General features: G+C 67.5%; 20 protein-coding genes. 17 read left to right on the forward strand and 3 right to left on the reverse strand.

The window, feature by feature from the left end; translation table 11 throughout:
* Positions 1–18: 18 nt before the first annotated feature.
* Positions 19–1,050 (reverse strand): SDR family oxidoreductase, encoded by a 1,032-nt coding sequence (locus tag MRBLMI12_RS21845; protein ID WP_363358287.1) that lies wholly within the window; start codon positions 1,048–1,050, stop codon positions 19–21.
* Positions 1,051–1,266: 216 nt separating this feature from the next.
* Here MRBLMI12_RS21845 and MRBLMI12_RS21850 point away from each other — a divergent pair, with 216 nt between their 5' ends.
* Complete coding sequence (locus MRBLMI12_RS21850; RefSeq protein ID WP_363358288.1) at positions 1,267–2,421, forward strand: CaiB/BaiF CoA transferase family protein; 1,155 nt, start codon at positions 1,267–1,269, stop codon at positions 2,419–2,421.
* Positions 2,422–2,571: 150 nt separating this feature from the next.
* Here MRBLMI12_RS21850 and MRBLMI12_RS21855 read toward each other — a convergent pair whose 3' ends face one another.
* Positions 2,572–2,895 carry a helix-turn-helix domain-containing protein gene (locus tag MRBLMI12_RS21855; protein ID WP_363358289.1) on the reverse strand — a complete coding sequence of 108 codons (324 nt, stop codon included), beginning with the start codon at positions 2,893–2,895 and terminating at the stop codon, positions 2,572–2,574.
* Positions 2,896–3,282: 387 nt separating this feature from the next.
* On the opposite strand from MRBLMI12_RS21855, the gene MRBLMI12_RS21860 reads away from it, so the two are divergent.
* The 16 genes from MRBLMI12_RS21860 to MRBLMI12_RS21935 all read left to right on the forward strand — a co-directional run bounded on the left by MRBLMI12_RS21860 (position 3,283) and on the right by MRBLMI12_RS21935 (position 21,034).
* Entirely contained in the window at positions 3,283–4,020 is a 738-nt protein-coding gene (locus tag MRBLMI12_RS21860; RefSeq protein WP_363358290.1) for a hypothetical protein, read from the forward strand.
* A 13-nt stretch (positions 4,021–4,033) separates the two neighbouring features.
* Entirely contained in the window at positions 4,034–4,633 is a 600-nt protein-coding gene (locus MRBLMI12_RS21865) for a M23 family metallopeptidase (RefSeq protein WP_363358291.1), read from the forward strand.
* A 23-nt stretch (positions 4,634–4,656) separates the two neighbouring features.
* Positions 4,657–4,953 (forward strand): hypothetical protein, encoded by a 297-nt coding sequence (locus tag MRBLMI12_RS21870; RefSeq protein ID WP_363358292.1) that lies wholly within the window; start codon positions 4,657–4,659, stop codon positions 4,951–4,953.
* Positions 4,953–6,407 (forward strand): hypothetical protein, encoded by a 1,455-nt coding sequence (locus tag MRBLMI12_RS21875; protein WP_363358293.1) that lies wholly within the window; start codon positions 4,953–4,955, stop codon positions 6,405–6,407. The genes MRBLMI12_RS21870 and MRBLMI12_RS21875 overlap by 1 nt, the downstream gene beginning before the upstream one ends.
* The gene (locus tag MRBLMI12_RS21880) at positions 6,404–7,897 is read left to right on the forward strand and encodes an SCO6880 family protein (RefSeq protein ID WP_363358294.1); all 1,494 of its coding nucleotides are present in this window, start codon (positions 6,404–6,406) and stop codon (positions 7,895–7,897) included. The genes MRBLMI12_RS21875 and MRBLMI12_RS21880 overlap by 4 nt, the downstream gene beginning before the upstream one ends.
* A complete protein-coding gene (locus tag MRBLMI12_RS21885) occupies positions 7,897–9,507 on the forward strand; it encodes a hypothetical protein (protein WP_363358295.1) in 1,611 nt (536 codons plus the stop codon). Before MRBLMI12_RS21880 ends, MRBLMI12_RS21885 begins: the two co-directional genes overlap by 1 nt.
* A 2-nt stretch (positions 9,508–9,509) precedes the next feature.
* Positions 9,510–10,835 carry an AAA family ATPase gene (locus MRBLMI12_RS21890; RefSeq protein WP_363358296.1) on the forward strand — a complete coding sequence of 442 codons (1,326 nt, stop codon included), beginning with the start codon at positions 9,510–9,512 and terminating at the stop codon, positions 10,833–10,835.
* 12 nt (positions 10,836–10,847) lie between these two features.
* Positions 10,848–12,671: a type IV secretory system conjugative DNA transfer family protein gene (locus MRBLMI12_RS21895; protein WP_363358297.1), complete on the forward strand. Its 1,824-nt coding sequence runs from the start codon at positions 10,848–10,850 to the stop codon at positions 12,669–12,671.
* A complete protein-coding gene (locus MRBLMI12_RS21900) occupies positions 12,668–13,063 on the forward strand; it encodes a hypothetical protein (RefSeq protein ID WP_363358298.1) in 396 nt (131 codons plus the stop codon). Before MRBLMI12_RS21895 ends, MRBLMI12_RS21900 begins: the two co-directional genes overlap by 4 nt.
* The gene (locus MRBLMI12_RS21905; protein WP_363358299.1) at positions 13,060–13,578 is read left to right on the forward strand and encodes a hypothetical protein; all 519 of its coding nucleotides are present in this window, start codon (positions 13,060–13,062) and stop codon (positions 13,576–13,578) included. The genes MRBLMI12_RS21900 and MRBLMI12_RS21905 overlap by 4 nt, the downstream gene beginning before the upstream one ends.
* 37 nt (positions 13,579–13,615) lie before the next feature.
* The gene (locus MRBLMI12_RS21910; protein WP_363358300.1) at positions 13,616–14,062 is read left to right on the forward strand and encodes a single-stranded DNA-binding protein; all 447 of its coding nucleotides are present in this window, start codon (positions 13,616–13,618) and stop codon (positions 14,060–14,062) included.
* 139 nt (positions 14,063–14,201) lie between these two features.
* Complete coding sequence (locus tag MRBLMI12_RS21915; RefSeq protein ID WP_363358301.1) at positions 14,202–15,065, forward strand: AraC family transcriptional regulator; 864 nt, start codon at positions 14,202–14,204, stop codon at positions 15,063–15,065.
* Between the two features lie 358 nt (positions 15,066–15,423).
* The gene (locus MRBLMI12_RS21920; protein ID WP_363358302.1) at positions 15,424–16,209 is read left to right on the forward strand and encodes a tyrosine-protein phosphatase; all 786 of its coding nucleotides are present in this window, start codon (positions 15,424–15,426) and stop codon (positions 16,207–16,209) included.
* Position 16,210: 1 nt separating this feature from the next.
* Positions 16,211–17,545 carry a hypothetical protein gene (locus tag MRBLMI12_RS21925; protein ID WP_363358303.1) on the forward strand — a complete coding sequence of 445 codons (1,335 nt, stop codon included), beginning with the start codon at positions 16,211–16,213 and terminating at the stop codon, positions 17,543–17,545.
* Positions 17,546–17,625: 80 nt separating this feature from the next.
* Entirely contained in the window at positions 17,626–18,567 is a 942-nt protein-coding gene (locus MRBLMI12_RS21930) for a DUF1214 domain-containing protein (RefSeq protein WP_363358304.1), read from the forward strand.
* Positions 18,568–18,730: 163 nt separating this feature from the next.
* Positions 18,731–21,034 carry an arylsulfatase gene (locus tag MRBLMI12_RS21935; RefSeq protein ID WP_363358306.1) on the forward strand — a complete coding sequence of 768 codons (2,304 nt, stop codon included), beginning with the start codon at positions 18,731–18,733 and terminating at the stop codon, positions 21,032–21,034.
* A 49-nt stretch (positions 21,035–21,083) separates the two neighbouring features.
* Here MRBLMI12_RS21935 and MRBLMI12_RS21940 read toward each other — a convergent pair whose 3' ends face one another.
* Positions 21,084–24,245: an AAA family ATPase gene (locus tag MRBLMI12_RS21940; RefSeq protein WP_363358307.1), complete on the reverse strand. Its 3,162-nt coding sequence runs from the start codon at positions 24,243–24,245 to the stop codon at positions 21,084–21,086.
* Between the last annotated feature and the right edge of the window lie 216 nt (positions 24,246–24,461).

Raw genomic sequence — 24,461 nt, forward strand, 5'->3', positions numbered from 1 at the left:
TGTGGATCGCAGCCGGCATCATTGCGCGGTCGCGCCGATCAGGTCGTAGGGAACAGCTCGCACGCGCTCCATCACGGAGCGCAGAGACTCCGGTGCCCGTCCGGTCAATTGATTGACGTGGTGCGTGAGGATCGCTTGATAGTCCTCGGCCTGGGAGACGTCGGCGCTGACAAGCTCGTCGCTCGCCCACATGTGTCCGTCCGCGCTGGGAGGCATCGTCGGGTCATAGGTGCGGGGCATCCCAGTCGAATCGAAGAAGGCGAGTCGCTCTTCCTGCGAGACGGGGGCGTAGGTGATCGGCACACCGTAGACCTCGGAGCCGATCTGGGCGATCTGGGCGACGGTCAAGAGCTCGGGCCCGGTGATGTCATACACCGCGCCTTCATGGCGATTCACATCGCTCAGCACTGCCGCGGCGCTGCGTGCGATGTCTGCCTTGCCCACCGGCGAGAGTGAACCGTCTCCTGTTGCCAGCTCGAGCCGTCCGGTGAGAGCGGCCGGGGCGATCCAGATGTTGCTTACGATCTCGGCGTAGAGATGATTCCGCAGGAAAGTGAACGCAAGTCCTGATTCCCGCAGATCCAGCTCCGTCTGAAGATGATCCTTGGCGGACAGCGCCGGATTGTTCGGCTGCACTCCACCGACCGACGTGTAGACGATGTGTCGGATGCCAGCCGTTTTGGCGGCGGCGATCGCATGCCGATGCTCGGGAATGCGGCGCCCCAGGTTGAGCCCGCTAATCAAGAACAACACGTCCCCACCGGCGAAGGCCGCGTCCAGGGAGTCGGGCTCGGAGTAGTCGCCACGGCGCACAGCGAGACCTTCTGCCTGTCGCTCGGCGAGACGCTGGGGAGTCCGAGTGACCAGGGTGAGGTCGATACCCGCGTGCCCCTGCAGCTGCTTCGTGACCCGACGACCCAGATCCCCTGACGCGCCGCTGATGACGATCTTCGTGCTCGTGCCTGTGCGTGCGGAGCCACTGGGGTGCGACTGCTCGAAGGCGCTACCCTCCTGCGAGCCCGAAGCCGTCTGTGTTCGTTGGCCGTTCATCAGCTCTCTCCTCGCTGGATTGCGAGGGAGCGAGTGTGACGGGCGCTCCCTTGCGCTGGCGGCACATCGCCGCGGTTCCAGTGTCGGGGCCGCTCTCCGATACTGCAAATGCGCGGTTGCAGGGGAACTTATACGCAGGATGTATCGGTCTTTTGGCCCCGGAGGTCGCGTAGTACTCCCGTACCCTGAATTTCGTCGACGAACGAGGGAGAGGGAATGCGGCTACTCGAGGGAACCCGCGTTCTCAGCCTGGAGCAGTACATCGCCGGCCCGTATTGCACGTCGCTGCTCGCTGACGCCGGCGCCGAGGTCATCAAGGTGGAACAGCCCGGGATCGGGGACCCCCGGCGGCACTATGAGCCTCGGACGCCCGATCACGAGCCCGACATCAATGCGGGATACGTCCCCTACAACCGCGGCAAGAAGTCAATCGAGCTCGACGTCCGCTCTCCTGGCGGCCTCGCGGCGTTCGAGGAGCTGCTCGGCACCGCCGACGTGCTCGTGTGCAACCTGCGACCGAACTTCCTGCAGAGCGCTGGTCTGGATCCCGTCCGACTCCGGAACCGATATCCCCGGCTGATCGTGTGCGAGATCACCGGTTTCGGTGCGACGCCGGGCCCGCAACGCGAATGGCCGGCGTTCGATTCCGTCATCCAGGCTTCGGCCGGACTCAGTGGGCTTCTCGGCGACGATCCGAACGGCGCGCCGCTGCTGGCGCCGATGTCGACCATGGACATGCTGGCGGGGCTCTACGCGGCTCTCGGCATACTGATGGCCCTCCAGGGCCGGGAGAGGTCCGGTGAAGGCGTGCACGTGGACACCTCGATGCATGACGTCGGCGCGGCATTCCTGATGCGCCCGCTGACGCTGTTCGAGTTCACAGGCGTTGCCCCGACGCGGGGAAGCGATGCGCACAGCCCGGTGGGCGCATTCCTGGCAGGCGACGGTCGCTGGGTGTCGATCGTGATACCAACTCAGCAGATGTGGGAACGAACCTGCACAGTGATCGGCCGAGACGACCTCTTGTCCGATCCTGAGTTGTTGACCAACGAGGCGCGTGCCGCCGCAATGCGCACGCGCATCATCCCGGCACTAGAAGAGTGGGCCGACTCCATGGATGCGGATGCCGCCGCCCGCGCCCTGCGTGACGCGGGTCAGCCTGCGGGGGTGGTGTCCACGATCGAGCAGGTCCGTCATGATCCGCGACTGGCCTCGCGAGGGCTCTTCGTGGACGTCGGCGAAGGGAAGGAAGAAATTCGCGTCCCTCGGCTGCCGATCCTTTTCGATGGGCAGGGGGCCGACGTCGTCTCAATCGCTGGACTTGGCCATCACACAGAGGAGATCCTCCGAGGCTCGACGCCGCGCAGGTAGGCCGCCGCCGTTCAGTTCGCTGGAAGCAACCCGCCTCTGTCTCGTCCCGCGAAACCATGCGCTGCCAGGGAACACACCGACTAGACGCGCAGGCCGCCACTGCATACCCAACGACGGCCGAGGCGTCACAACCAACGCATCTGGCGGCGCTTAGAACTCTCCGATCGCCATGCCCAGTCGCAGGTATAAGTCGGTGACGGCTTCGTTGTTGGCACGGTATTTGACCCAGACGCCTTTGCGGGACTCGCCCGCGGTCATGGGCGGGTCGGCAATGACCAGCCCTGCAGTCTCGAGTTCGTTGAGGCGGGGCTGGATGGTGGTGGGTCCGAGTTTGAGGGCGTCGCAGATTGGGCCGACGGTGACGTCGGGGTGGGCGCGGAGGTAGCGGAGGATCGCGGCCTTGACGAGGTTGCCGAGAAGCGCGATCGGGTCTTGAGCGTCCTCGGAGCCCGCTGGTTGCGCGAGTCGGGGCATGGATGCAAGTCTGGCGCACGGTTGCCCAGGAGTCCAGAAGACCCTCCGGCTTAGGTGTTTACAAATGAACCACACTGTTATACCGTGTGGACATGAGTCCGGTCGGCAAGGTGAACGGAGCGCGCGACAGAATCGCGTTGCCAACCTTGTCCCCCAAAATGCCTACAGACAACATCCTGATCCCACGGCTAAAATCTCGACTCCGTGGCCCAGAATCGGCCGGATTCCTCCACAGACCCCGTCCGCAGGGAACTTGTCCACAACCTGGTCGCAGATCCTTTTCCATGTGCCGGGGGCGTGCGTAGGATGCGGTCACGGCGACCGTGGCGCAAGCTTTTGCGTCCGTGCACGGTGGCCGTCCTGAAGGATCGGGAGGGCTGAACGGTGATGAGCCAGAGTTCCGGGCGGCGCGGACTGCTGTGGGCGATCATCGGTGGTCTCGTGCTGATCGCGGGGATCGTGGCGATCATTGTCGCTTCGTCCCTGGTGCAGCGGGAGCCGGTCCCGACTCCGACCTCCGATGGCGGCTCGACATTGTCGGCGCCGACCGCCAGCGAGGAGCCGCCCGGCGAGTTTGTCGATCCCACGGCGTCAGAGATGGGCTGGGTTTCAGAACCGATCACGACAGATGCCGACACCTATATTCGCGCGGCGCTCGAAGTCGCGTCGACGTTCGACACGACGAAGAGCACCCGCGAGGAGTGGCTCGACTACCTCGACACCTGGTTCACACCCGACACCCGCTACACCTCGGAAGCGGACCAGCAATCGTCGGTGCGTGACGCGCAGGTCGAACTGCGAACGGGAGTGGTGCTGCCGCAGGAGGAATGGGATTCCCTGGCCGGTGAGGATGGCCGCGTCGTAGCGGCGGCGACGGGCGATCTGGCCTACCTGCCGGTGTCCGACGACGACTCCGGTGACATGTCGATCGGGACGTCGGATGTGACGCTGACGTTCACCCGCAGGGACGGGGACGGGGACGGTGGCGAGACGTCGTATGAGGAGCAGGTGCGGGTGAGCGTGCAGGTGCTCTGCGGGCCCGGCTCGGTGCCGACGCCGGATTCGGCGCAGCGGGCCGGTGATTGCAAGGTGGTCCGCTTCTTTACGGAGCCGTTGGAGCCCTGACATGGGAGCCCCGGTGGTCGCCGCCGCAGCCCTCAACTCGAGGACTGGCCGGAAGGTCCTGGCAGGGGCGTTGATCGGCTTCACCGTGGTCGTCGCCTTCTTGGTGACGCCGTTGATCGCTGTTCCGTTCGCGATCGCCGGCAGCGCGGCGGGCGGCACGGTCAAGCAGGTGGATGCTGCACCCGGGGTGTCGGGTGAGTGGGGGTTTCCGCTGGCCGGCGGCTACTCCAAGGGCCGCGGGTTCGGGTACAACCCGGTGCAGGGTTGCGGGTACTGCTCGACGGACCATCAGGGTTACGACATGGCCCAAGGCTGCGGCGCGACGATCTTCGCCGCGGGGCATGGCGAGGTGATCACCGCCGGGTCGTATCAGGGCTACGGGAACACGGTGCGCATCGATCACGGCGGCGAGATCGTCACTCTCTACGGCCACATGCAGTGGGACTCGCTGCGCGTCTCCGTCGGTGAACTGGTGACTGCCGGTGCGCCATTGGGTGCCGAGGGCAATACGGGCAAGTCGTTCGGCTGTCACCTGCATTTCGAAGTCCGAAAGTCCGGAACTGCGGTAGCTCCGGAGCCGTTCATGGCCGGTCTCGGCCTTCCTCTGAAGTAGTCCAATGAGCAAGGAGCATGACCATGTCGCCACGCACCGTCCCTGTCGATGTCGACGTCCCCGACATCCAGCCGGACTTCTCCGCCCCGTTCTTCCAGGGCTTCCAAGTCATCGCGTCCTACGTCCTCGCCGGCGCGATGCTGATGGTGCTGATCATGCTCATCATCGCGGGCGCCGCCCTCGCGTTCCGCGGCCTGGCCTCTGACCGCGTCCGCACGTGGGCCGGCGAGAACATCCTGTGGATCTTCATCGCCGCCGCCGTCCTGGGCGGCGCGTCCGGTCTGTTCGCCTGGTTCGTCAACTTCGACTTCGGCTTCTGATGAAGCTCCAGCGCGCCCTTCGCCTCGGCATCGCCGTGGGCATTGCGCTGGTGCTCGGCTCCGGCAGCGCGGCACAGGCGACGACCACGGATACCGGCATCCATGCGCCGACGGCAGCGGTCAGCGGCGAGCCATGGTCAGCGCCGGCCTACCCCGTCGACTGCCAGAGCGCGGCCGGACAGGTCACGTGCACCCCAACTGACACGCACAAAGTCACCGCGCAGCAATGCTTCATCGGCGTATCTCTCGCAGGAGCGAAAGCGACGGTCTGCACGACCTACGAAGGCCACGCACAGGCTATCCAGGCAGATGGCGGCAAAGCGCTCGAGGTCAAGTACGGCTGCAGCCTCGGCGACGCGGTGTGTCTGACGTTCGAGAACGCGGGCCGTGGCATGGCGTTGTCGGCGACGGGGATGATGTTCCTGGTCGCGGACAACATGCGCTTCGATACCAGCACGTTGCTGTGGTCAGCGGCGGTGGAGCAGTGGTCGTTCTGGCAGTGGGCGATCCTGATCATCACGTTCGGGGCGATGGTGTGGGCGATCGCAGCCGCCATAGTGTCCGGCGACCGGGCGGAGCTTGTCGGGGCGCTGGTCCGGTCCTTCATTGCGGTGCCGGCGGTGGCCATCACGTTGTGGTTGACCGGTCACGTGTTGAACGCGGTCGATGACATGACGTGGTACATCCTGAACGGTGAGGGTGCGTCGAGCATTTACTCCACGTTGCAGTCGGTGATGTGGGCGGGCGGGCAGGCGAACTACTTCTTCGCGTTCCTCATCCACGGCCTCCTCATGCTGGGGATGCTGCTGCTGATGCTGGTGTTCGCGTTCCGCAACATCGTGCTCGCGGCACTGATCATGGTGGGCCCGGTGGCGTGGATGCTATTTCCGGTGCGGAGCATCGGCCCGCAATGGGTGGTTAGGTACGTGTCCGCGGTGATCGTGCTGCTTTTGACCGGGCCGCTCACGATCGGGTTCGTCACGCTGATCGTCAACGGGCTGGCGAGCGTGAAGACGATCTGGAACCCGCAGTCCTGGCCGCTGCTGGTGGGCCTGGTGCTGGTGGCGTTCGCGCCGTTCGCGATCTTCGGGCTGTTCAGCTTTGCCGGCGCGGTCGCCGCCGACGGGGTCGGTTCCCGGCTCGGCGCGCACGGCGGCCGGATGGCGAGCAATGCCGCCCGCGGTACCGCCCGCATCCCCACCCGGCTCGGCGGCCTGCCCTCCGGCATCCGTCCCGCCGGCACCCACCCGTCGACCACCGGACCCACCGCGAAACCGGCGACGACGCGGCCGGCCTCCACCGGTGCACCTGCCGGTGCGCCGAAGCCGGCGCAGGCCCGCTCGACCGGCCCGACCGAGACACGCACCGCGACCTCGACGCAACAGGCACCACCCCGCCCACCGTCACCTGGGGCGGCGCCGCAGCCGCCGACGACCGATAGGAGTTCGTCATGACCGCCACCCCTGAGTACGCGCGCCCCGTGCGGTTGCCGCGCCGGTCCCGGCAGGGCGTTGTGATGGGCATGGACCCGTGGCAGCTCGCGTTCCTCACCACCGCGGCACTGATTCTGCTGGTGTTCGTGAACAGGTTCGGGCCGCTCGGGCTGCTGTACGGGGCGCCGCTGTACCTGCTGTTCGGGATCACCGCGCTGACTAGCATCCACGGCGTCTCAACACCGCGGATGGCGGGACTGTGGTTGATGAAGCACGTCCGCCACACCGCCGGCGCGACGACCCACACCTTCCGTCCGGAGCGTCCCCGACTGATCGGCACCCTGAACCTCCCCGGCACGCGGGCATCGATCCAATTGTGGGAGGAGAACCACGTCGCCGCGGTCTACAACCCGCACGACCGGTCGGTGTCGGTGATCGCCGAGCTCGAGGTGCAGGGGTTTCTGATGCACGACCTGCCGGAACGGTTCGACCTCGCCGAACAGTTCGACCGGGTCCTCGGCCCGTTCACGCAGCGGCCCGGCATCAAACGGGTGACGCTGCAGGAGCGCACCCTGCCGACCACGATCCGCGCCGCCCGCGCACACTACGACACCGTCCGACGCCTCCGCGCCCTCAACCCCGACTCCCCGGTCGCCCACAACTACGAGGACGTGATGGACCGGTCGGAACGGTTCGAGGTCGCCCACCGCAATTACCTGATCCTCACCCTGGACCTCGTCGCGCTGGGCGCGCAGCTGAAAGCGCTCGGCGGCGGCAAGGACGCGATCATCGCGCTCGCGAAGATCGAGGGCGGCAACCTCGCCGACGCGCTCACCGCCGCGAAGATCACGGTGCGCCGCTGGCTGTCACCCCGCGACGTGACCGCGCTGGGCCGGCTCGCGTTCGACCCCGAGTTCGCCGCCACCGTGCAGAACCGGTCCGACGAGGTGGCCGGGGTGGATCCGGCCGGGATCGGACCGATGTTCCTGGACGAGCCGAAGGGTCGCAACGGGATCGTGGTGACCGACTCCGCCGTGCACACCACGATGTGGGTGCACGAATGGCCCCGCTCCGACTCCCCCGTCGGGTTCCTATCGCCCGTCGTGTTCGCCCGCCACCCGCAGACCGGGGACGCGATCACCCACATCTTCTCGATCGTCCTCACCCCCGTCCCGGTGTCGAAGGCGTTGAAGCGGATCCGGGATGAGAAGAAGGTGTGGCGGGGGAACGAGAAGCTGCGCGCGAAGCGGGGTGCGGACGGGTCGGCGGCGGATGCTGCGGACTGGCGGGCGCTGGAGCAGCAGGAGCAGGAGATCGCGAACGGGCACGGCGAGTTCCAGTACGGCGCCTATCTCACGGTCACCGCACCGGATGAGGAACGCCTCGATCAGGCGATCGCCGGGATGCGTAACGCGTTGTCGCGGGCGGGCATGGAGGCGCAGATCCTGTACTGCCAGCAGGCCGAAGCGCTGATGGTCAACGCTCTCCCGGTCGGGTTGGGGATGAAGTGATGACCCGCCACGCGGCTACCTTCACTCCCGCCGGCCTGACCCGCCGACAGAAACGGGACCTGCAGCGGGAGATCACCCGGGCACGGCAGGAAGAGAAGCCGCCCCGCTCGACCCGAGGGGACCGGGGACTGCCGGAGCCGGCCGTGCCGGGACCGTTCGGGCCGGGAATCACGCAGGGCGGGTATTGGAATCTGGCGAAGGCGTGGATCCCCGCCCATCAGGCGACCTCGCAGCACATCGCCGGCATCTACCCGTTCGTCGCCGACAGCGGCCTCGGCCACCGCGGCCCCATCCTCGGCGTCGACCTCAACGCCGACGCGCTCTGGCATTTCTCGCCATGGGAGGCGTACGTCGACACCACCGAACGCGGCACCTTCTCCACCAACATCCTGGTGCTCGGCGCCTACCGGGGCGGGAAGTCCGCGACAGTGAAGACCCTCGTCACCCGGTCCATCGCATTCGGACACCAGGTCGTGGTGCCGTCGGATCCGAAGGGGGAATGGGTGGCGGTCGCCGAAGCGATCCCCGGCGGCCGGGTGATCCGGCTCGGTGACGGCACCGGCACCCGCCTCAATCCGCTCGACCGGGGCCCCAGGCGTACCGACACCACCGATGAGCAGCACGAACAGATGGTCCACCAGCGCCGCATCGGCACCCTCATCGCCCTCATCGAAATGACCCTCGGGGGCCGGCTCACCGCCGTCGAACATGCCGCCATCCTCGACGCCCTCGACCGCTGCATCACCCAAACCGGCGACCACCCCACCCTCCGCGGCGTGTATGAGGAGCTCGGGCACTTGGCCGGGGACACCGAGGCGGCGTTCCGGGCGGCGGAGGGGGCGATCCAGCCACGGTTCGTGCTGCGCCGGTTCGTGGAAGGCGACCTGTCCGGCTTGTTCGAAGACGCCTCCACCGTCGAGTTCGACCAGGGCGCCCCCATCGTCGTCACCGACACCTCCGAACTGTTCGCCCGAGGTGATCTCGCCGCGCAGCTGACGCAGGTGTGCTCCACCGCTTGGATCCAAGCCGTCATCAGCGACCGGGCCGCCCGCCGCACCCGGTACGTGGTCCGCGAGGAGGGCTGGCGGGACATGACGAGCCTGGCGTCGCTGCAGATGTTCCAGCAGTGGCTGAAACTGTCCCGGCACTACGGGATCAGCAACATCGTCATCCTGCACAAGATGGGCGACCTCGATGCGGTCGGCGACGCCGACTCCCTCGAACGGTCGCTGGCCTACTCGATCGTCGGCGACATCGAGAACAAGTTCATCTTCCGCGTCAACCACCAGGAACAAGCCGCGCTCCGGGCGCGGCTGAACCTGCCCGCCCCGCATGTGGAGATGGCGCGGCAGCTGCGGAAGGGCGAGTTCCTCGCGTACGTCGGCCAGTACTCATACCTGGTCGACTGCTTCGCCACCTCCACCCCGTGGGAGTACGCCCTGTTCGCCACCGACGACGCCGTCTCCCCCGCCGACCGCGACGACCGCGACGACACCACCGTCCGCATCCTCGACACCGGAGCCCTCGACGAGTACTGGCCGGAACCGGCCGACCAGTCCGTCAACGGGTGGCTGACAGCCGAGACACGCGACCTGACTGAGGAGCTGTGATCATGACCACCGTCATCCCGCCCCGCACCTACGCGACCGTCACCGGCCCGCACGCCACCTTCGTCACTCTCGACGGGCACTCCGAACCGGTCACCGCCACCGGCGGTGAAGACATCCGGCAGGCTATCGTCCGCCGAGCCGCCGACGAAGCCCGCCGCACCGGCACCCCGATCGAGCTGGTCACCTCCGGCGACCGCGGCGCCCACCGTCTCCTCGTCGACCCCGCCGGCGACCTCACCCGCCTCCCCACCACCAACAACGCCGACCCCAACTCCGACGACGACGGCGGGCTTGACCTCGGCCCCTACCTGGACGTGCACGACGCGACCGTCCCCAGCCGTGGAGAGGAGGTGAGGCAACGGGCTCCGCAGTCGGCAGAGCAGCGTGCCGACGGTGCGTCGGCTGCGGAGGCCCCCGCCCGCCCCACCTTCCTTACCCCGACCGCCGACACCACGCCGGGGGCCACCGGGTGGCGGGGCGTCGTCGCCGCTCTCGGTATCACCGTCCGTCCCTCCGCCGCCGAGGTGCGGCGCGCGGCGCAGCAGGCGCTGGTCGCCCGGCAGTGGGCAGGATGCCGCACCCTTGCGGTCGTCAACGGCAAGGGCGGCGTCGGCAAGACCATGACGACGGCGATGCTCGCCGCCGTGTACGCCCGGGAGGGCGGCGGGAACGTGCTGGCCTGGGACAACAACGACACCCGCGGCACCCTCGGCTGGCGCACCGAGCAGGGCTTGTACGACACCACTCTCCGCGACCTGCTCCCGGCCGCCGCAGCTTTGTTGGCGCCGGGGGCGGGGGTGTCGGAGATCAGCCGGTTCGTGCACCATCAGAACGCGGACCGGTACGACGTGCTCCGCTCCAACCCGGAACTGCTCGCCACCGACCAGCGCATCAACGCGGCCGAGTTCGATGTGCTGATGCAGGTCGCGGCCCGGTTCTACCGACTAGTGATCTTCGACTCCGGCAACGACGAATCCGCGCAACGCTGGCTGCGGATGATCGACAGCTCCTACCAACTGGTCATCCCCACCCTCACCACCGCGGAATCCGCCGAATCCGCCGCGCTGCTGCTGGACGCGCTCCGCGGCCGCGACGAACGCTCCGCCGCCCTCGCCGACCGCGCCGTGGTCCTCGTCAGCCAATCCGAACCTGCTGGCACCACCGCGGCCCGGCGGATCGCGGACGGGTTCACTGGGCACGTCCGCGCCGTGCACATTATCCCGTTCGACCCCGCCCTGAAAGCCGGCCCGCTCCGCTTCGACACGCTCCGCCCCCCCACCCGCGACGCCTGGCTCGCCGTCGCCGCATCCGCCGCCGAAGGCCTCTAAGACGGGCGCGCTATGAACCAGGGCATGCTCGGCAAGGCGGCCGCGATCCTCGTCGCCGCAGCGATGGTCCTCGCCCTCGCGTTCGCGTTCATCGCCGAAGCAGTCACTCGGCTCGCGTGCGGGGACCGCCCCGACCCGGAGAACTTGTTCGCGGGGCTGGTCCTCGCCATCACCGGCAGCCCGGCCGGCTACGTGGCGCCGGTGGGGTGTGTGCTGCCGGTCACCGTCATCCGTGTCGTCGACGTCGCCGCGATGCTCCTGATCGCCGGCGCGCCCTTGGGGGTGCTGGTGGCGGTGCGCCGGTATCGGGAGTCGGATCGGGCGTTCATCACCGATCTACGCACCCGTCCCGGGTTCGCGACCAGTTCCGAGATCCGCGATCACCTGTCCGCGAAGGCCGTACTCCGCCGCGCCGGCCAGCTGCGCCCCGACATCGCCAGGCCCACCGCGACGGACGTGGGGTGGCGGGTCGGGCTGTCCCGCGGGCAGGACGTGTATGTCTCCATCGAGGACTCCGTCGCCCTCGAGGGACCACCCCGCTCCGGCAAGGGATACCGGGTGCTGATCTCCGCAATCGTGGACTGGTCCGGCCCGCTGATCACCACCTCGACCACGAACGACAACCTCACCGCCACCATGCGGATGCGGCAGACCCGCGGCACCGTCGACGTGTTCGACCCGCAAGGACTCTCCGGAATCCGCCACCCCCTCCGCGTCTCCCCCATCGCCGGCTGCGAAGACCCCCTTGTCGCGATGCAGCGGGGCACCGCGATCATCACCGGCACCGCCCTGGGAACCTCGAACACGAACCAGGAATGGGCGCAAGCGTCCGGAGTCGTCCTCGGCCGCCTCCTTCACGCCGCCGCCGTCGGCGGGAAGACGATCGCCGAGCTCTACGACTGGGGCACGAGCCCCGGACAGACCCGCGACGCGGTCGACATCCTGAAGCGCGACGGCACCCCCGGCTGGGGGGACAGCCTCGACGCCACCATCTCCGGCGACGAGAAGCTCGTCTCCTCCATCTGGTTCGGCGTCCAGGGCGCGGTCGCGCCGCTCGCGGTCCCGCAGATCCGCGACGCGCTCATGCCCCACCCCCGCGACCGGGTGTTCGACCCGCGCCAGTTCTTGGATGCCGCGAACACGCTGTATCTGATTGGGTCGTCCTCGGGGGCGTCGGCGATGGGCGGCTGGCTCGGCGCTCTGCTGGACGACATCGTCGAAGTCGCCCGCACCACCGCCCTTGCCTCCCCCGGCTCCCGACTCCAGCATCCGCTCGGGCTCATCCTCGACGAGATCGCGAATATGTTCCGGTGGGGAAACCTGCCCCGGATCATGGCCGACGGCGGCGGCCGCGGCATCTGCACCTTCATCGTCCTGCAAGCCCTCTCCCAAGCCGAAACCTCCTGGTCCCGTGCCGAGGCCGACACCATCTGGGCCGCCGCCACCGCCAAAGTGCTGCTCGGCGGCGCCAGCCACGTCGACCACCTCCGCGACATCGAGTCCCTACTCGGCACCCGCGAGACCAGCAGAGCGCAACGGTCCTGGTCCACCCGGGAAGCCGGGCACTCCACCAGCGAGCACCACGAACGCCGCCCGCTGATGTCGGTCGACGAGATCCGCCGCCTCCCGCCCACCGCGGGGCTGCTCGCCTACCGGAACCGGCGCAGCGTGCTGCTCGACCTCGCCGGCTGGGACGAACGCCGCGACGCGTCGTCAATCCAGTCCGGCAAACGGGAGACCGAACGCGAGCAACGCGGCGTGTTCGACACCGCACAGCGCACCCCCACCCCCGCGGCACCGCCGGAGCCCGAGCCGGAGGCGGTGACTGAGGAATGAGCAACCGTCGCCGGCCCGCGCTGGTCAACATCTACCGATCCGAGTTCCTTCGCTCCCGCGCGTGGTTCGCCCGCCGTGACCGCTGGTTCCGCGACCAGACGGCCCGCGGCATCCCGCTGGAATGCGCGGCATGCGGGCAACCCGCCGACAAGCACCACCTCGAACTGCACCACCTCGACTACACCGGCATGAGCTCGACGAACGGGAGATGGCTCGCCTTGGAGGCGCACGAGGACCTGATGCCGCTGCACCCGTACTGCCACGACCTGCTGCACCGGCTCATCGACCGCGACCCGGTGCTCTCCGGAAATCGCACCCGCCGCGACGCCACCCACGTCGCCCTGCAACGGCTCCGTCCCAAGCTGCAGCCCGCCGACGGGAGCACCCCATGACCGACTACCGCGACCCGCCACCCGACTACGACGACGCCATCGCCGACGACATGACCCGCCCCGGCCCACCCCCACCACCATCGAGGTCTGCCCCGAACCGGGACGACCGTGCCGGCAGCTCCCGACCGCTCGGCGCGAGCACGATCAACTGGTACACCCTGACCAATACCGACGCGGGTCCGGCGTGGGCGGCACTGCGGGCGTGGGTGGAATGGTTCACGGTCCGCTACCGGATCTCCGAATCCATGGTGCCGGTGTGCTGGTTCAAGCACGGGCAGCTCGTCGAAGAACTCTCCGCCCTCCACACCGCGCACGCCGCGTCGTTCGACTCCACCGATACCGGCTACGGCCCCATCGGCTGGCACGAACGGCTCAGCCTCGCCCTCCCCCGCCTCTCCCGTGCCTACTCGGGCGGCTGCGCTCGCGGACACAACCCCCTCACGCCTCGCTCGTGGACGAATGTCGTCGACGAGCAGGAATGGGACGCGTGGACCACCCAGGCCCACGCCCACTGAGATACCCCAGGTGTCTCACCAACTGGAAGGAAGAAGGATGACTACCAGAATCCCGGTCACCATCGAGGGCAACCTCACGGGTGACCCCGAACACGGCGCCGGCGAGTCGGGCAACGAGTACGCCCGGTTCACCATCGCCGTCAACGACCGCCGGCTCAACGAGACCACCAACCGGTGGGAGGACGTCGGCACGGTGTTTCACCGGGTCGTCGTGTTCAACCAGCAGTCCCGGCACGTGGCCGACTCGCTCCGCAAAGGCGACAGCGTGATCGTCGCCGGCGACCTCCGGTTCGGCACCTACACCGACAAGGAGACCGGTCAGACCCGCGAGACCCGCGACATAGTCGCGGACAATGTGGGCGCGTCGCTAAAGTTCACCGGCGTCGTGGTGGACCGCGCCCCAAAAGCTGAAAGGCCCGCAGCAGACGCTACGGGCCCGACAGCGGTACCGGCCTCGTACGCCGGCACCGGGATCGTCCGCTGACCTGAACCAACAAGCAAGCGGGGCGAGAGTCACTGTACTCTCGCCCCGCTCCGCTGCCCACCGTGCAACACTGGGTTACCCGCCGTTCGATGGCCGCGGGGCTTGCGTCGTCTTCTGGCCTCGGGGGTGGCCGTTCCGAATGAGCACGTTGAAGTTGAGCCTCGAGCATGGGTGGAGTTTCGATAACCAGCCCGACCTCTACGAGTACGACGTGATGGGCAACTCTCAGTTCGGGTTCGCGCGGTTGTGGAGTGGCGGGATGCGGACAGCGCTCTCGAGCCGAGAGGGAATCGTTCACGTAGTAGCCCTTGTCGAAGGAGCTGCCGAGATGGCAGTGGAGGGCAAGCCCGCGGCGATTGAAGCTGGCCAAATCTTGCTGGTTCGCGGGGATGCGGCGCTGGAGGGAGTCTCATCGCATCCTTTCGCCAGGTATGGCTGGTTCTTCAGCGAGAGCTTCTTGGAAGGGCGCGAATACCGGCATCTGATGGGCGAGCCACGGTCGATCCCGCGGGAATCTCTATTGGCGATGACATCCGTGGCGAACGCCTCGCTCGGCGCAGGCGCGGCCGCTCACATGAAGCCCTCGATCCACACCCGAATAGCAATGGAGCATTTGGTCGCCGCGGCCGCCGTTGAAGCTTCCGTTTCGGCCCGCGTCGATGCCGTCCACCGAGATCGCCTCTTCCTGACAGCGCAGGCCGTTATCGCAGAGCGGTTCCGAGACCCCGGATTCACGATTGATCTCCTCTGCAAGGCTCTCTCCGTGAGCCACAGTTCGCTCTACCGCGCGCACGAATCCATGGGCAGCACACCACGCCGAGCGATCGAACGACTTCGGGTCTCAGAGGCAACGAGTCGGCTCGCGTCGATTGAGCAGATGAACACGAAGTCGCTCACAGAGGTCGCATCTGAGGCTGGGTTCACCTCGGTCGTGCAGATGCGACGAGCCTTTGCGCGCGCAGGAATTCACCAACCGCAGGTTCGTCGTCGACCCCCGGGTTAGACCTGCCAAACAGGAGGACTGTCGCGCGCTAAGACGCCAAGAGTGTAGCTGCACTGGAGCTTCTGGAAGGGCGTCGGCGACGGTCGGCCGGGCGCAGTCGAGGCGTGCGACAAATACCTGATGCGCGGGGCAGATGGTGCTCGTCTGGGCGACGCGCTGAGACAGTTCCTGTCTGCAGTGACCACTTTCTCCCAGATCTCCAGGAGTCTGTCCGGCAGCGGGTGGCGTTTTAGCAAACTCTCATCGTGCTCCTCATCTTGACGGCCAGTGGCCCGGTGCGGGGCGGTTCGATGTGTGTAAAGACAGCGAAGCACGGGGTCCGGGAGACGAATTGATGACAACGCCTGCGAATCGACGTGTGCAACTACACAGCGCACCCAACCTCCGCGACCTCGGTGGTCTGGCCGCGGGTGGGGAGCGCATCGTGCGCCCCGGTGCCATCTACCGATCGGCGACCCTCGCGCGTCTTGCCGGCACCGACCTCGACGCTTTCGCTGGGCTCGGCATCACCACCGTCTACGACCTCCGCACCGCGGGCGAACGCGCCACCGAACCCGACAGCCTCCCCGCGGGCGTCCGCACCGTCGGTCTCGATGTTCTCGCAGACAGTACAGAGGATGTCGCGGCGAGTGTCGGTCAGCTCGTCACCGACCCGGCAGCGCTCGCGGCCACGCTCGGTGACGGTCGAGCGACAGCGCTCATGGAGGAGTCATATCGCAACATCGTCAGCCTGCCGTCCGCTCTCTCCGCCTACCGGGCGTTCTACCTCGACCTGATCGACCCGACTCGCACTGGTGCGGCACTGTTCCACTGCACGACCGGTAAGGATCGCACAGGGTGGGCTGCGGCATCTCTCCTCCTTCTCCTCGGGGTCGACGAGGACGACGTCCGGGCTGACTACCTTCAGACGAACTCGGATCTTCTTCCTGCGCTGCGCCCGATCATCGACGCCGCGGCGGCCAAGGGCGTCGACACCTCGCTGCTCATGCCCGTGCTGGGGGTGAGCGGCGAGTACCTCGCCGCGGCCATCGATGAAGCAACCAGCCGCTTCGGCGACGTAGACGGATACGCACAGAAGGGGCTGGGGCTCACGGACTCCGATCTCAACGCGCTCCGCCAGCGGTTCGTCGGCCTCCCCAGCTGATATGACGAACATCGCTATGCCCGCCGATTCGTCCGTTGACGGCGACCTTGCGGCTCGAATTGTTGAATTGGAGGCCGAGAACTCACGCCTCCGCGCGCGCGAACCCCGTAGACATAAGTTCTCTTGGCGCACATTCGGCGCGATCCTGTGCATCGTCGTCGCTGCCGTGCTTGTTCCGGTGTCGGTGGGCAGCGCGTGGACGCGGGCGGAGCTCATCGATGAGAGTCGTTTCGTGGAGACGTTCGCGCCGTTGGCCGGCGACCCTGCGGTGCAAGCGGCAGTTACGGATGCCGTGGTCACGCTCATCGACGAACAGGTCGGCATCGATGCGACCACCGACGCCTTGTTCGACGGTGTCGAGGACCTGGGGCTCGGCGATCGGGCGATCGCGGCGCTGGACATGCTTCGGGCCCCTGCCGCCGCAGGCGTTCACACCCTGATTCAGTCCGGCGTCACGGCGTTCGTCTCATCCGATCTGTTTGCTGATGTGTGGACCGCGGCGCTCCGCGAGAGCCACCGTGCGCTCACCGCCGCTGTCACGCCCGGTGCCCCCGATACAGCGCTGGTCATCGACGGCAGCGGTCACCTCAGCATCCAGCTCGCACCGATCATCGAGCAGGTGAAGGACCACCTGCTCGCAAATGGCTTGACCATCGCGTCGCAGATTCCCGCAGTCGATGCCACGTTCGTCGTCGCACAGTCCGACGCGCTCGCACTCATCTCGCCCCTCTATGCGCTCGCGACGACCGCCGGATATGTCTTTCCGCTGCTGTCGGTCGCCCTGTTCGTCGTTGGGATCGCACTCGCCCGAAAGCGGCGACGCGCAGTGATAGGGGTGGGCGTCGGTCTCGCTGTTCCCGCCGCGATCCTGCTCGCCGCGCTTGGCGTCGGGTCGTCGGTCCTCATCGCGAGCGCGGCCAGCATGGATATTCCCGCGGACGCTGTGGCGGCGGTGTACGAGCAGACGATCAGCCGGGTGCGGCAGAGCACGGCCACCGTACTCCTCGTGGGCGTCTTCACAGCGCTGCTTGCGGGGCTGGTCTCGAGCGCTCGGATCCGTCGCGCGATGATCGCATTGAACGTCCGTGTCCGGTCGGTCGCGCGCGTAGACCAATGGGCTCATCAACGGTGGCGTGGGGTTCTGCGGCAGCAGAGGGTCGTGTTGAGAGGCGCCATCATTGCTCTCGCTGTGGCCGCGATCGTTCTCGGCTCGCTCCACCCTGGCGGCATCACGCTGACCGTGGTGCTCCCCCTGGTCGCCTGGTGGGTGCTGGCCATCCTTGAAGCGCAACCGGGCGACATTGAGCGGGCGCCGGCGGAACCGACAACAACGTGACCCAGGCTGCCGCGCGGCAGCAGCACCTTCCCGTAAGCGATCCCCCACCACCCCTCAAAACCATCACGATCAGGAAACTCATGTCCGCAACGACAGTCAACGTTCTCAACTTCGCACGTGCAGAAACCGACCTCATGTTCTCGCGGTTGGCTGCGAGCGTCGGACTCGGCCGATGGAACCACACCCGTGGGTTGAAGGCTCTCGGTGATCAGCCGATCATTCGACAGAACCGCGACACGCTCTACAGCAGCGCTGTCGTCGATGTGCGTGAAGGCGTGACCCTCACGTTGCCGGACACCGGCACGCGATATACCTCCGTCCATGTCATCAACCAGGACCACTACACCGCCGGCATTCTTCGCGAACCCGGGGACCACGCACTCACCCATGACATGGTCGGGTCCGACTACGCCGCCGTTCTGGTCCGCATTCTCGCCGACCCGAACGACCCCGACGACCTCGCCGAGGTGAACCGATTGCAGGATGCGCTCGGTCTTACGGGTGGAGGGACGGGAGACTTCCCGCTCCCCAACTACGAGGCGCCCTCCCAGGCGGCGACCCGCGACGCGATCCTCGCGCTGGGACGCGGAGTCTCCACGTTCGACCACGCATTCGGCACACACGCAGAGGTCGACCCCATCATGCACCTGCTCGGCACGGCCGGGGGCTGGGGCGGCTTGCCCGAGTACGAGGCAACCTACATCAGTGTCGACGAGGGACTGCCGGTCGCGGATTACCGGCTCCGGCTCAAGGACATCCCTGTCGACGCGTTCTGGTCGGTATCGGTGTACAACGCCGCCGGCTACTTCGAACCGAACGCGCTCGGCGTGAACAGCATCAACAGCCTCACCGCCGTCCCCGACGCTGACGGCGGCGTCACCGTGCATTTCGGCGAGGACCCGACCGGCATCCCGAACGCGCTGCCCATCATGCCGGGATGGAACTACACGCTCCGGCTCTACCGGCCCCACTCGTCCGTGCTCGACGGCACCTGGGTGCCCCCACGCCCAGAGGTGATCTAGCGGTGCTCGCAAGCGCTGCACAAATTGGCTCCCGGCTGCCCGGGACCGTCGATCCGCGGTCTCTGACCTATTCGCGCCCGCCCGCCGCGCGACCCGCGTACGGTCCTCCGACCGTGTCGCGGGCACCGAATTCTTCTCAACATCTATCGAAGGTGACTCCGTCGTGAACCCGCAAGATGTTCTTCCCTTCCCTCCCACCCCCTCCGCGAGCATCGCGGGCCGCACCATGCAGGAGTCGGTGTACGGTCAGCGCGTCACACCGTCGAGGCTGCCGGAGGATGCCCCCAATATCGTCATCGTCCTGATTGACGATGCGGGGCCCGGGCTTCCCGACACGTTCGGTGGTGAAGTGAGAACGGACACTCTGTCGCGGGTCATCGGCGAAGGTATCGGGTTCAACCGGTTCCACACGACCGCGATGTGTTCGCCCACCCGAGCGTCACTGCTCTCGGGCCGCAACCACCACCGCATCGGCAACGGTCAGATCGCCGAACTCGCGAACGACTGGGACGGGTACGCCGGTGAGATCCCTCGGTCGAGTACGCTCGCGGCCGAAGTGCTGAAGGACTACGGGTACTCGACATCCGCGTTCGGCAAATGGCACAACACGCCCGCGATCGAGACCGGCGTGACAGGTCCGTTCCACAACTGGCCGACCAGCATCGGATTCGAGTACTTCTACGGCTTCCTCGCCGGCGAAGCATCGCAATACGAGCCCAACCTGGTGCGCAACACCACCAGCGTGCTGCCGCCCAAGAGAGCTGAAGCGGGCTACCACCTCAGCGAGGACCTCGCCGACGACGCGATCGGCTGGCTGCGCGATCACAAGGCGCTCGAACCCGAGAAGCCGTTCTTCATGTACTGGGCGCCCGGAGCAGTCCACGGACCGCACCACATCATGAAGGAATGGGCCGACAAATACGCCGGGCGATTCGACGGAGGCTGGGACGAGTACCGGAAGCGCGTCTTCGAACGCGCGAAGGCCTCGGGCTGGATTCCCGCCGACGCCGAACTGACCGCCCGGGATGCGCGGATGGCCGCCTGGGACGACATCCCCGAAGACGAGCGCGCCTTCCAGGCCCGACTGATGGAGGTCGCCGCGGGATTCGCCGAGCATGCCGACGTGCAGGCCGGTCGAGTGATCGACGAGATCGAGCGTCTCGGCTACGGGGACAACACCCTCATCATGTACATCTGGGGCGACAACGGCTCCTCAGGTGAGGGCCAGAACGGCACGATCAGCGAGCTGCTCGCCCAGAACGGCATCCCCTCGACCGTCCAGATGCACATCGAGGCCATGAACGAGATGGGCGGCCTCGATGTGCTGGGCACCTCCAAGGTCGACAACATTTACCACGCCGGCTGGGCATGGGCGGGAAGCACCCCGTACAAGGGCATGAAGCTGCTCGCCTCCCACCTCGGCGGCACCCGCAACCCCATGGCGGTGCGCTGGCCGGCGAAGATCCACCCCGACCCCACACCGCGCTCTCAGTTCTTGCACTGCACCGACATCGTGCCCACCATCTACGACCTCATCGGCATCACCCCGCCACGTGAAGTCAACGGCGTCCACCAGGACCCGATCGATGGGTCGAGCTTCGCCGCGGCGCTGACGGATGCGGAAGCGAAAGAGACGCACCTCACGCAGTACTTCGAGATCCTCGGGAGCCGCGCCATCTACCACGACGGCTGGATGGCATCGGCCTTCGGTCCGCGTGCACCGTGGGTTCCCGGCCTGCCGCAGGGGATTGCCGAGTGGACCCCCGACCACGACACGTGGGAGCTGTACCACCTCGCCGCGGATTGGACGCAGGCTCACGACCTCGCCGATGCTCACCCCGAGAAGCTCGCCCAGCTGAAGGAGCTGTTCGCGATCGAGGCCGCGAAGAACAGCGTCTACCCGGTCGGCGGCGGCCTCTGGGTGCCGATCTACCACCCGGAGTTCCGCATCTCGACCCCGTACCGGAGCTGGAGCTTCACCGGCAGCCTGCGCCGCATGCCCGAAGTCATCGCACCCGCACTCGGCAACCGCGCCAACCGGGTGACCATCGACGCCGTCCTGCCCGAGAACGCGAACGGCGTGCTCTACGCACTCGGTGGCGCAGGGGGCGGGCTCACCTGCTACCTGGACGACGGGTACCTCTGCTACGAGTACAACATGTTCATCATCCAGCGCACCAAGATACGTTCCAACGAACGCCTGGCAGCGGGAAGGGTCAAGATCGTCGTCGAGACCAACTACATCGAGCCCCGGCCAGCCGGCCCGTTGAGCATTGTCATCTCCGTCGACGGCTACGAAGCTGCAACCGGTACCGTGCCGATCAGTGTGCCTCTGTTGTTCACCGCCAACGATTGCCTCGACATCGGCGTCTGCCTCGGCGGAGCGGTCTCGCTCGACTACTTCGACCGGGCTCCATTCCCCTTCACCGGCGAGATCAACAGCGTCGACGTCATCTACACCAATTGATCACCCTGCTGGTGTGGGGCCAACGCGGTGATGCCCCTGACCTGACCTGTTATCTCGTCGGGCCGGGTCGCGTCGGCAGGGGGCTCCCCAACTCGGGCCCCGCAGCGCCGCGGCGCGCGGCCTTCTCGGCCTGTCGGGCGTCCTGGTTGAGTTCCAGGCGGACCCGTCGTTCCGCTTCGGCCGCCTCGGCCAGCCGCGTGTGCTGACGGTGGGTGCCAATCAGGTCGGCGTAGTCCGCTGAGCGCGCCTCGTACTGACCAATGAGCTGGCGGCGGGACGCAGCGAGAGTGTCGGCGCGGCGTTCGACGCGGGCGTGGTCGCTGGCGTCGCTGCCCGCGATGCGAGCGTCGAGATCGAGCAGGGTGTTTCGGGTGCGGTGGAGCCACTCGCGGGTGACCTCGAGCTGCTGGTGAAGCTCGCGTTCGCGTTCTCGCCGCACCTGGGCGACGCGGTCGATGTCGAGTTCGTGTCCGAGCGGCCGGCGGGTTCTATCGGTCCAAGGTGCGGGTGGCGCGCTCCCTCGTTCCGGGGCGCGGGCGGCACGGCCGAGTTCGATGCGGGCGGCGCGGACAGCGTCGTCGATGCTCACCTCTGGGATGCCACGGAGCATGCTGTCCGCGATCCGGTCCCTCGCGGCGGCGTCAGTCCGGGCGATGGCGATGGCCTCGTTGTGCGTCCGGCCGCGGGTCATTCCGACATACAGCCCGGATGCATCCACGCCGGGGCCGACGATCGAGGCGTCGGTAGTCTCACCCTGGATGCCGTGGACCGTGGACGCATAGGCGAGGTGCACGTGCTGGACGGCGTACTCGCGGTTCACGGCGCGACGGTCGCCACTGTCGCTGAGGCTGGCCAGCTCCAGACCTGTCGGGGTGATGCGGCGGATCGTCCAAAGGGCACGGTTCTCAACATCCGCGTGCTTGTCGTTGCGGCGGGTCTGGACGATATCGCCCTCGAGGAGGCGCTGCTCGTCCTGCCCGACGGCGATCCGTGTGAGGGCGAGCTGGCCGTTGTCGACTCGGCGCTGCTGGATGGCCTCGTTGATCGCATCGGCTTCTTCGTTGGTGCTGGTCACCAGCGCGACTCGGCCGTGGCCGGCGGTCCATCGGAAGTAGCCCTCAACCATCATCTCGCGAGCCTGGGTGCGATCGGCCACCCGGTGAATCAACCCCCGGCCGTGCAGGTCTGCGGCCACTGTCAGCGCGGCCTCCTTGGAGCCGGGTTCGCGCATTCGCAGCGTCAATGCGGCGTAGTCGGCGTCGTGGAAGCGGTGCACCGCAGTCAGTTCGACGACCGCGGTGGCGCGCCGGGTCATGGTCGCCATGGCGCCGGAGTGTCCGACCGGGCGGGCTTGCAGATGGTCGCCGACCATTGCGATGCCGGCACCGGTCTCACCGGCGACGTTAGCCAGAGCGTTCGCGGTGTGCAGGTCGACCATTCCGGCCTCGTCCACGACCACTCGGTCACCGGCGGTCAGCGGGAATCGATGCGGCCCCTCATAGATCGTTCCGGTGGTGGGATCGAGGTCTCCCGGCACCAGGCGGGACCAGGTCTCGGCGCCGGCGACGTCGTGCGACCACCGGAACCCGTGGTCTGCGAGCAGAGCGTGCAGGCTGGATGCCGCGGTGCCAAGCTCGCGCCCCGCCACCGATGCCGCCTTCTTCGTCGGGGCGACCACGACCATCTGCTGCCCCCGCCGGAGCAGGGCACTCCTGGCAACCCGCAGCATCGTCGTCTTGCCCGCCCCGGCGGGTCCGGTCACGGACACCAGCCGGTCGGTACCCGCGATCGCCGCCGCCGCGGCCACCTGCCGTTCATCGAGCTCGACCGTGTCGCGGAGAACCTCGCCGGCGGCCGCCATTACCGTTGCCGCGTCGACCGGCTCGCCGGAGTGGGTGAGGGCGTCGAACCGCGCCGCAAGTTCCAGCTTTGACGCCGCCGTCGACGATGCCATATAGGCCTTCACGTGGGCGGGCCGCTCGGCCTCGCCGGGCAGCAGATCCACCGTCAGCTCGAGCGCCCGATGGGTGACCTCGGCAATCACCGGGTCCAAGTCGGCCCGCGGAGCGACGACCCCGGATGCGGCGACCGCGCGCGTCGCGCCGGCCCGGATGTCGAACCCGCTGAAACGGCCCCCGCAGCATGCCGATCGGGCATCCGCTTCCACGGTCGCCATGGCCGCCAGCAACTCGAGGTCAAGATCCGCGATGGCCGGCCCGTGCACCGGCACCACAGATCGAGGCCGCAGCACAGCGGGGTCGATGGCCGCGAGCTCGTCGGCGATGAGCTGTTCCCACGCGGTCTCATCGACCTCGCCGGGCTTGTCGGGGCGCGCTTTCGCCCACGCCAGCCGGTCAATTTGATGCAGCTGGTCAGGACTCGGCTCCTGCCCCGGATGCTCGGCTCGCCATGCCGCGAGCAGCACCGCCCGGTTCGCCTCGATCTGCGTCGACCGGCGTGACAGCGGCCGCACCGCGTGCGCGAGTTCGGCGATCTCCCCCTCGGCGTTCAGGGTGAGCCCATGTCTCGCCAACGCCTGCCGCCACTGCGGGTCGGTGCGGGCGGCGAGGTCCCCCTCCGCGTTGATCAGAGTGTGCATCTTCATTGCCACCCGGGAGTCCACGTTGGACCATTTCCCGTCCTCCCCCTGCACCTTCACGTTCAGCCACAGGTGCCGATGGACGTGCGGGTCCAGCGCCCGGGACCGGCGGTGCCGCAGTTCGACGACCTCAATCCGTCGCAGCGATTCACGGATACGGCCGCCGGCACCGCGGCGGGCGTTGAGCTCGTGCTGCCACGTCGTGATGATTCGATCCCGCAACCGGTCCTGCAGCGCTTCGAACTCGCCCGCAAGCTCCGGGTGGATCAGGGCGGCGATGCTGTACGACTTCGGGGCGTTGATCGTGCCATCCAGGATCAGGTCCGCGTCCGGCGAACACAGGTCACGACCGCGCCTCTCAGCGGTCTCCGGATCCCGACCGTCGACCCAGCGCCGCAGCCCGACCTCGTCCAGGGAGTCCGTCGAGATGACGCCGGCCTCGACGATGAATCGGGGCACGCCGGCGAGCCCGACACCACCGTATGCGGCGAGCGCGTCGGTACCCGCCGACCGGAGATGGGAGTCACAGGATCCGTGGAACGCGTAGCCGATCGCCTGCCGAACCCCCTGAGACCCGACACCTCGTTTCCAGCGCTCCAGACCTCCGCGCACGAACCCAGCGTAACGCCAAACTGCTTAACTCGAAACGAGTTCCACAGAAAGTGCCTGCGTGCATTGCGATTTCTATCGCTGGTTGTCTCTCGTGATCTCGGCTACAGGCGCGATCACGACGCGAGGCGCCGTCCCGTCGCACTCGTAGTGTTCCGGTGATCGCCCCGTTCACGTTTGGCCCGCCGCAACCGCCGACAAGTGAGGGTGACATCTCGC

Source organism: Microbacterium sp. LMI12-1-1.1 (genome assembly GCF_040676455.1).
GTDB lineage: Bacteria > Actinomycetota > Actinomycetes > Actinomycetales > Microbacteriaceae > Microbacterium.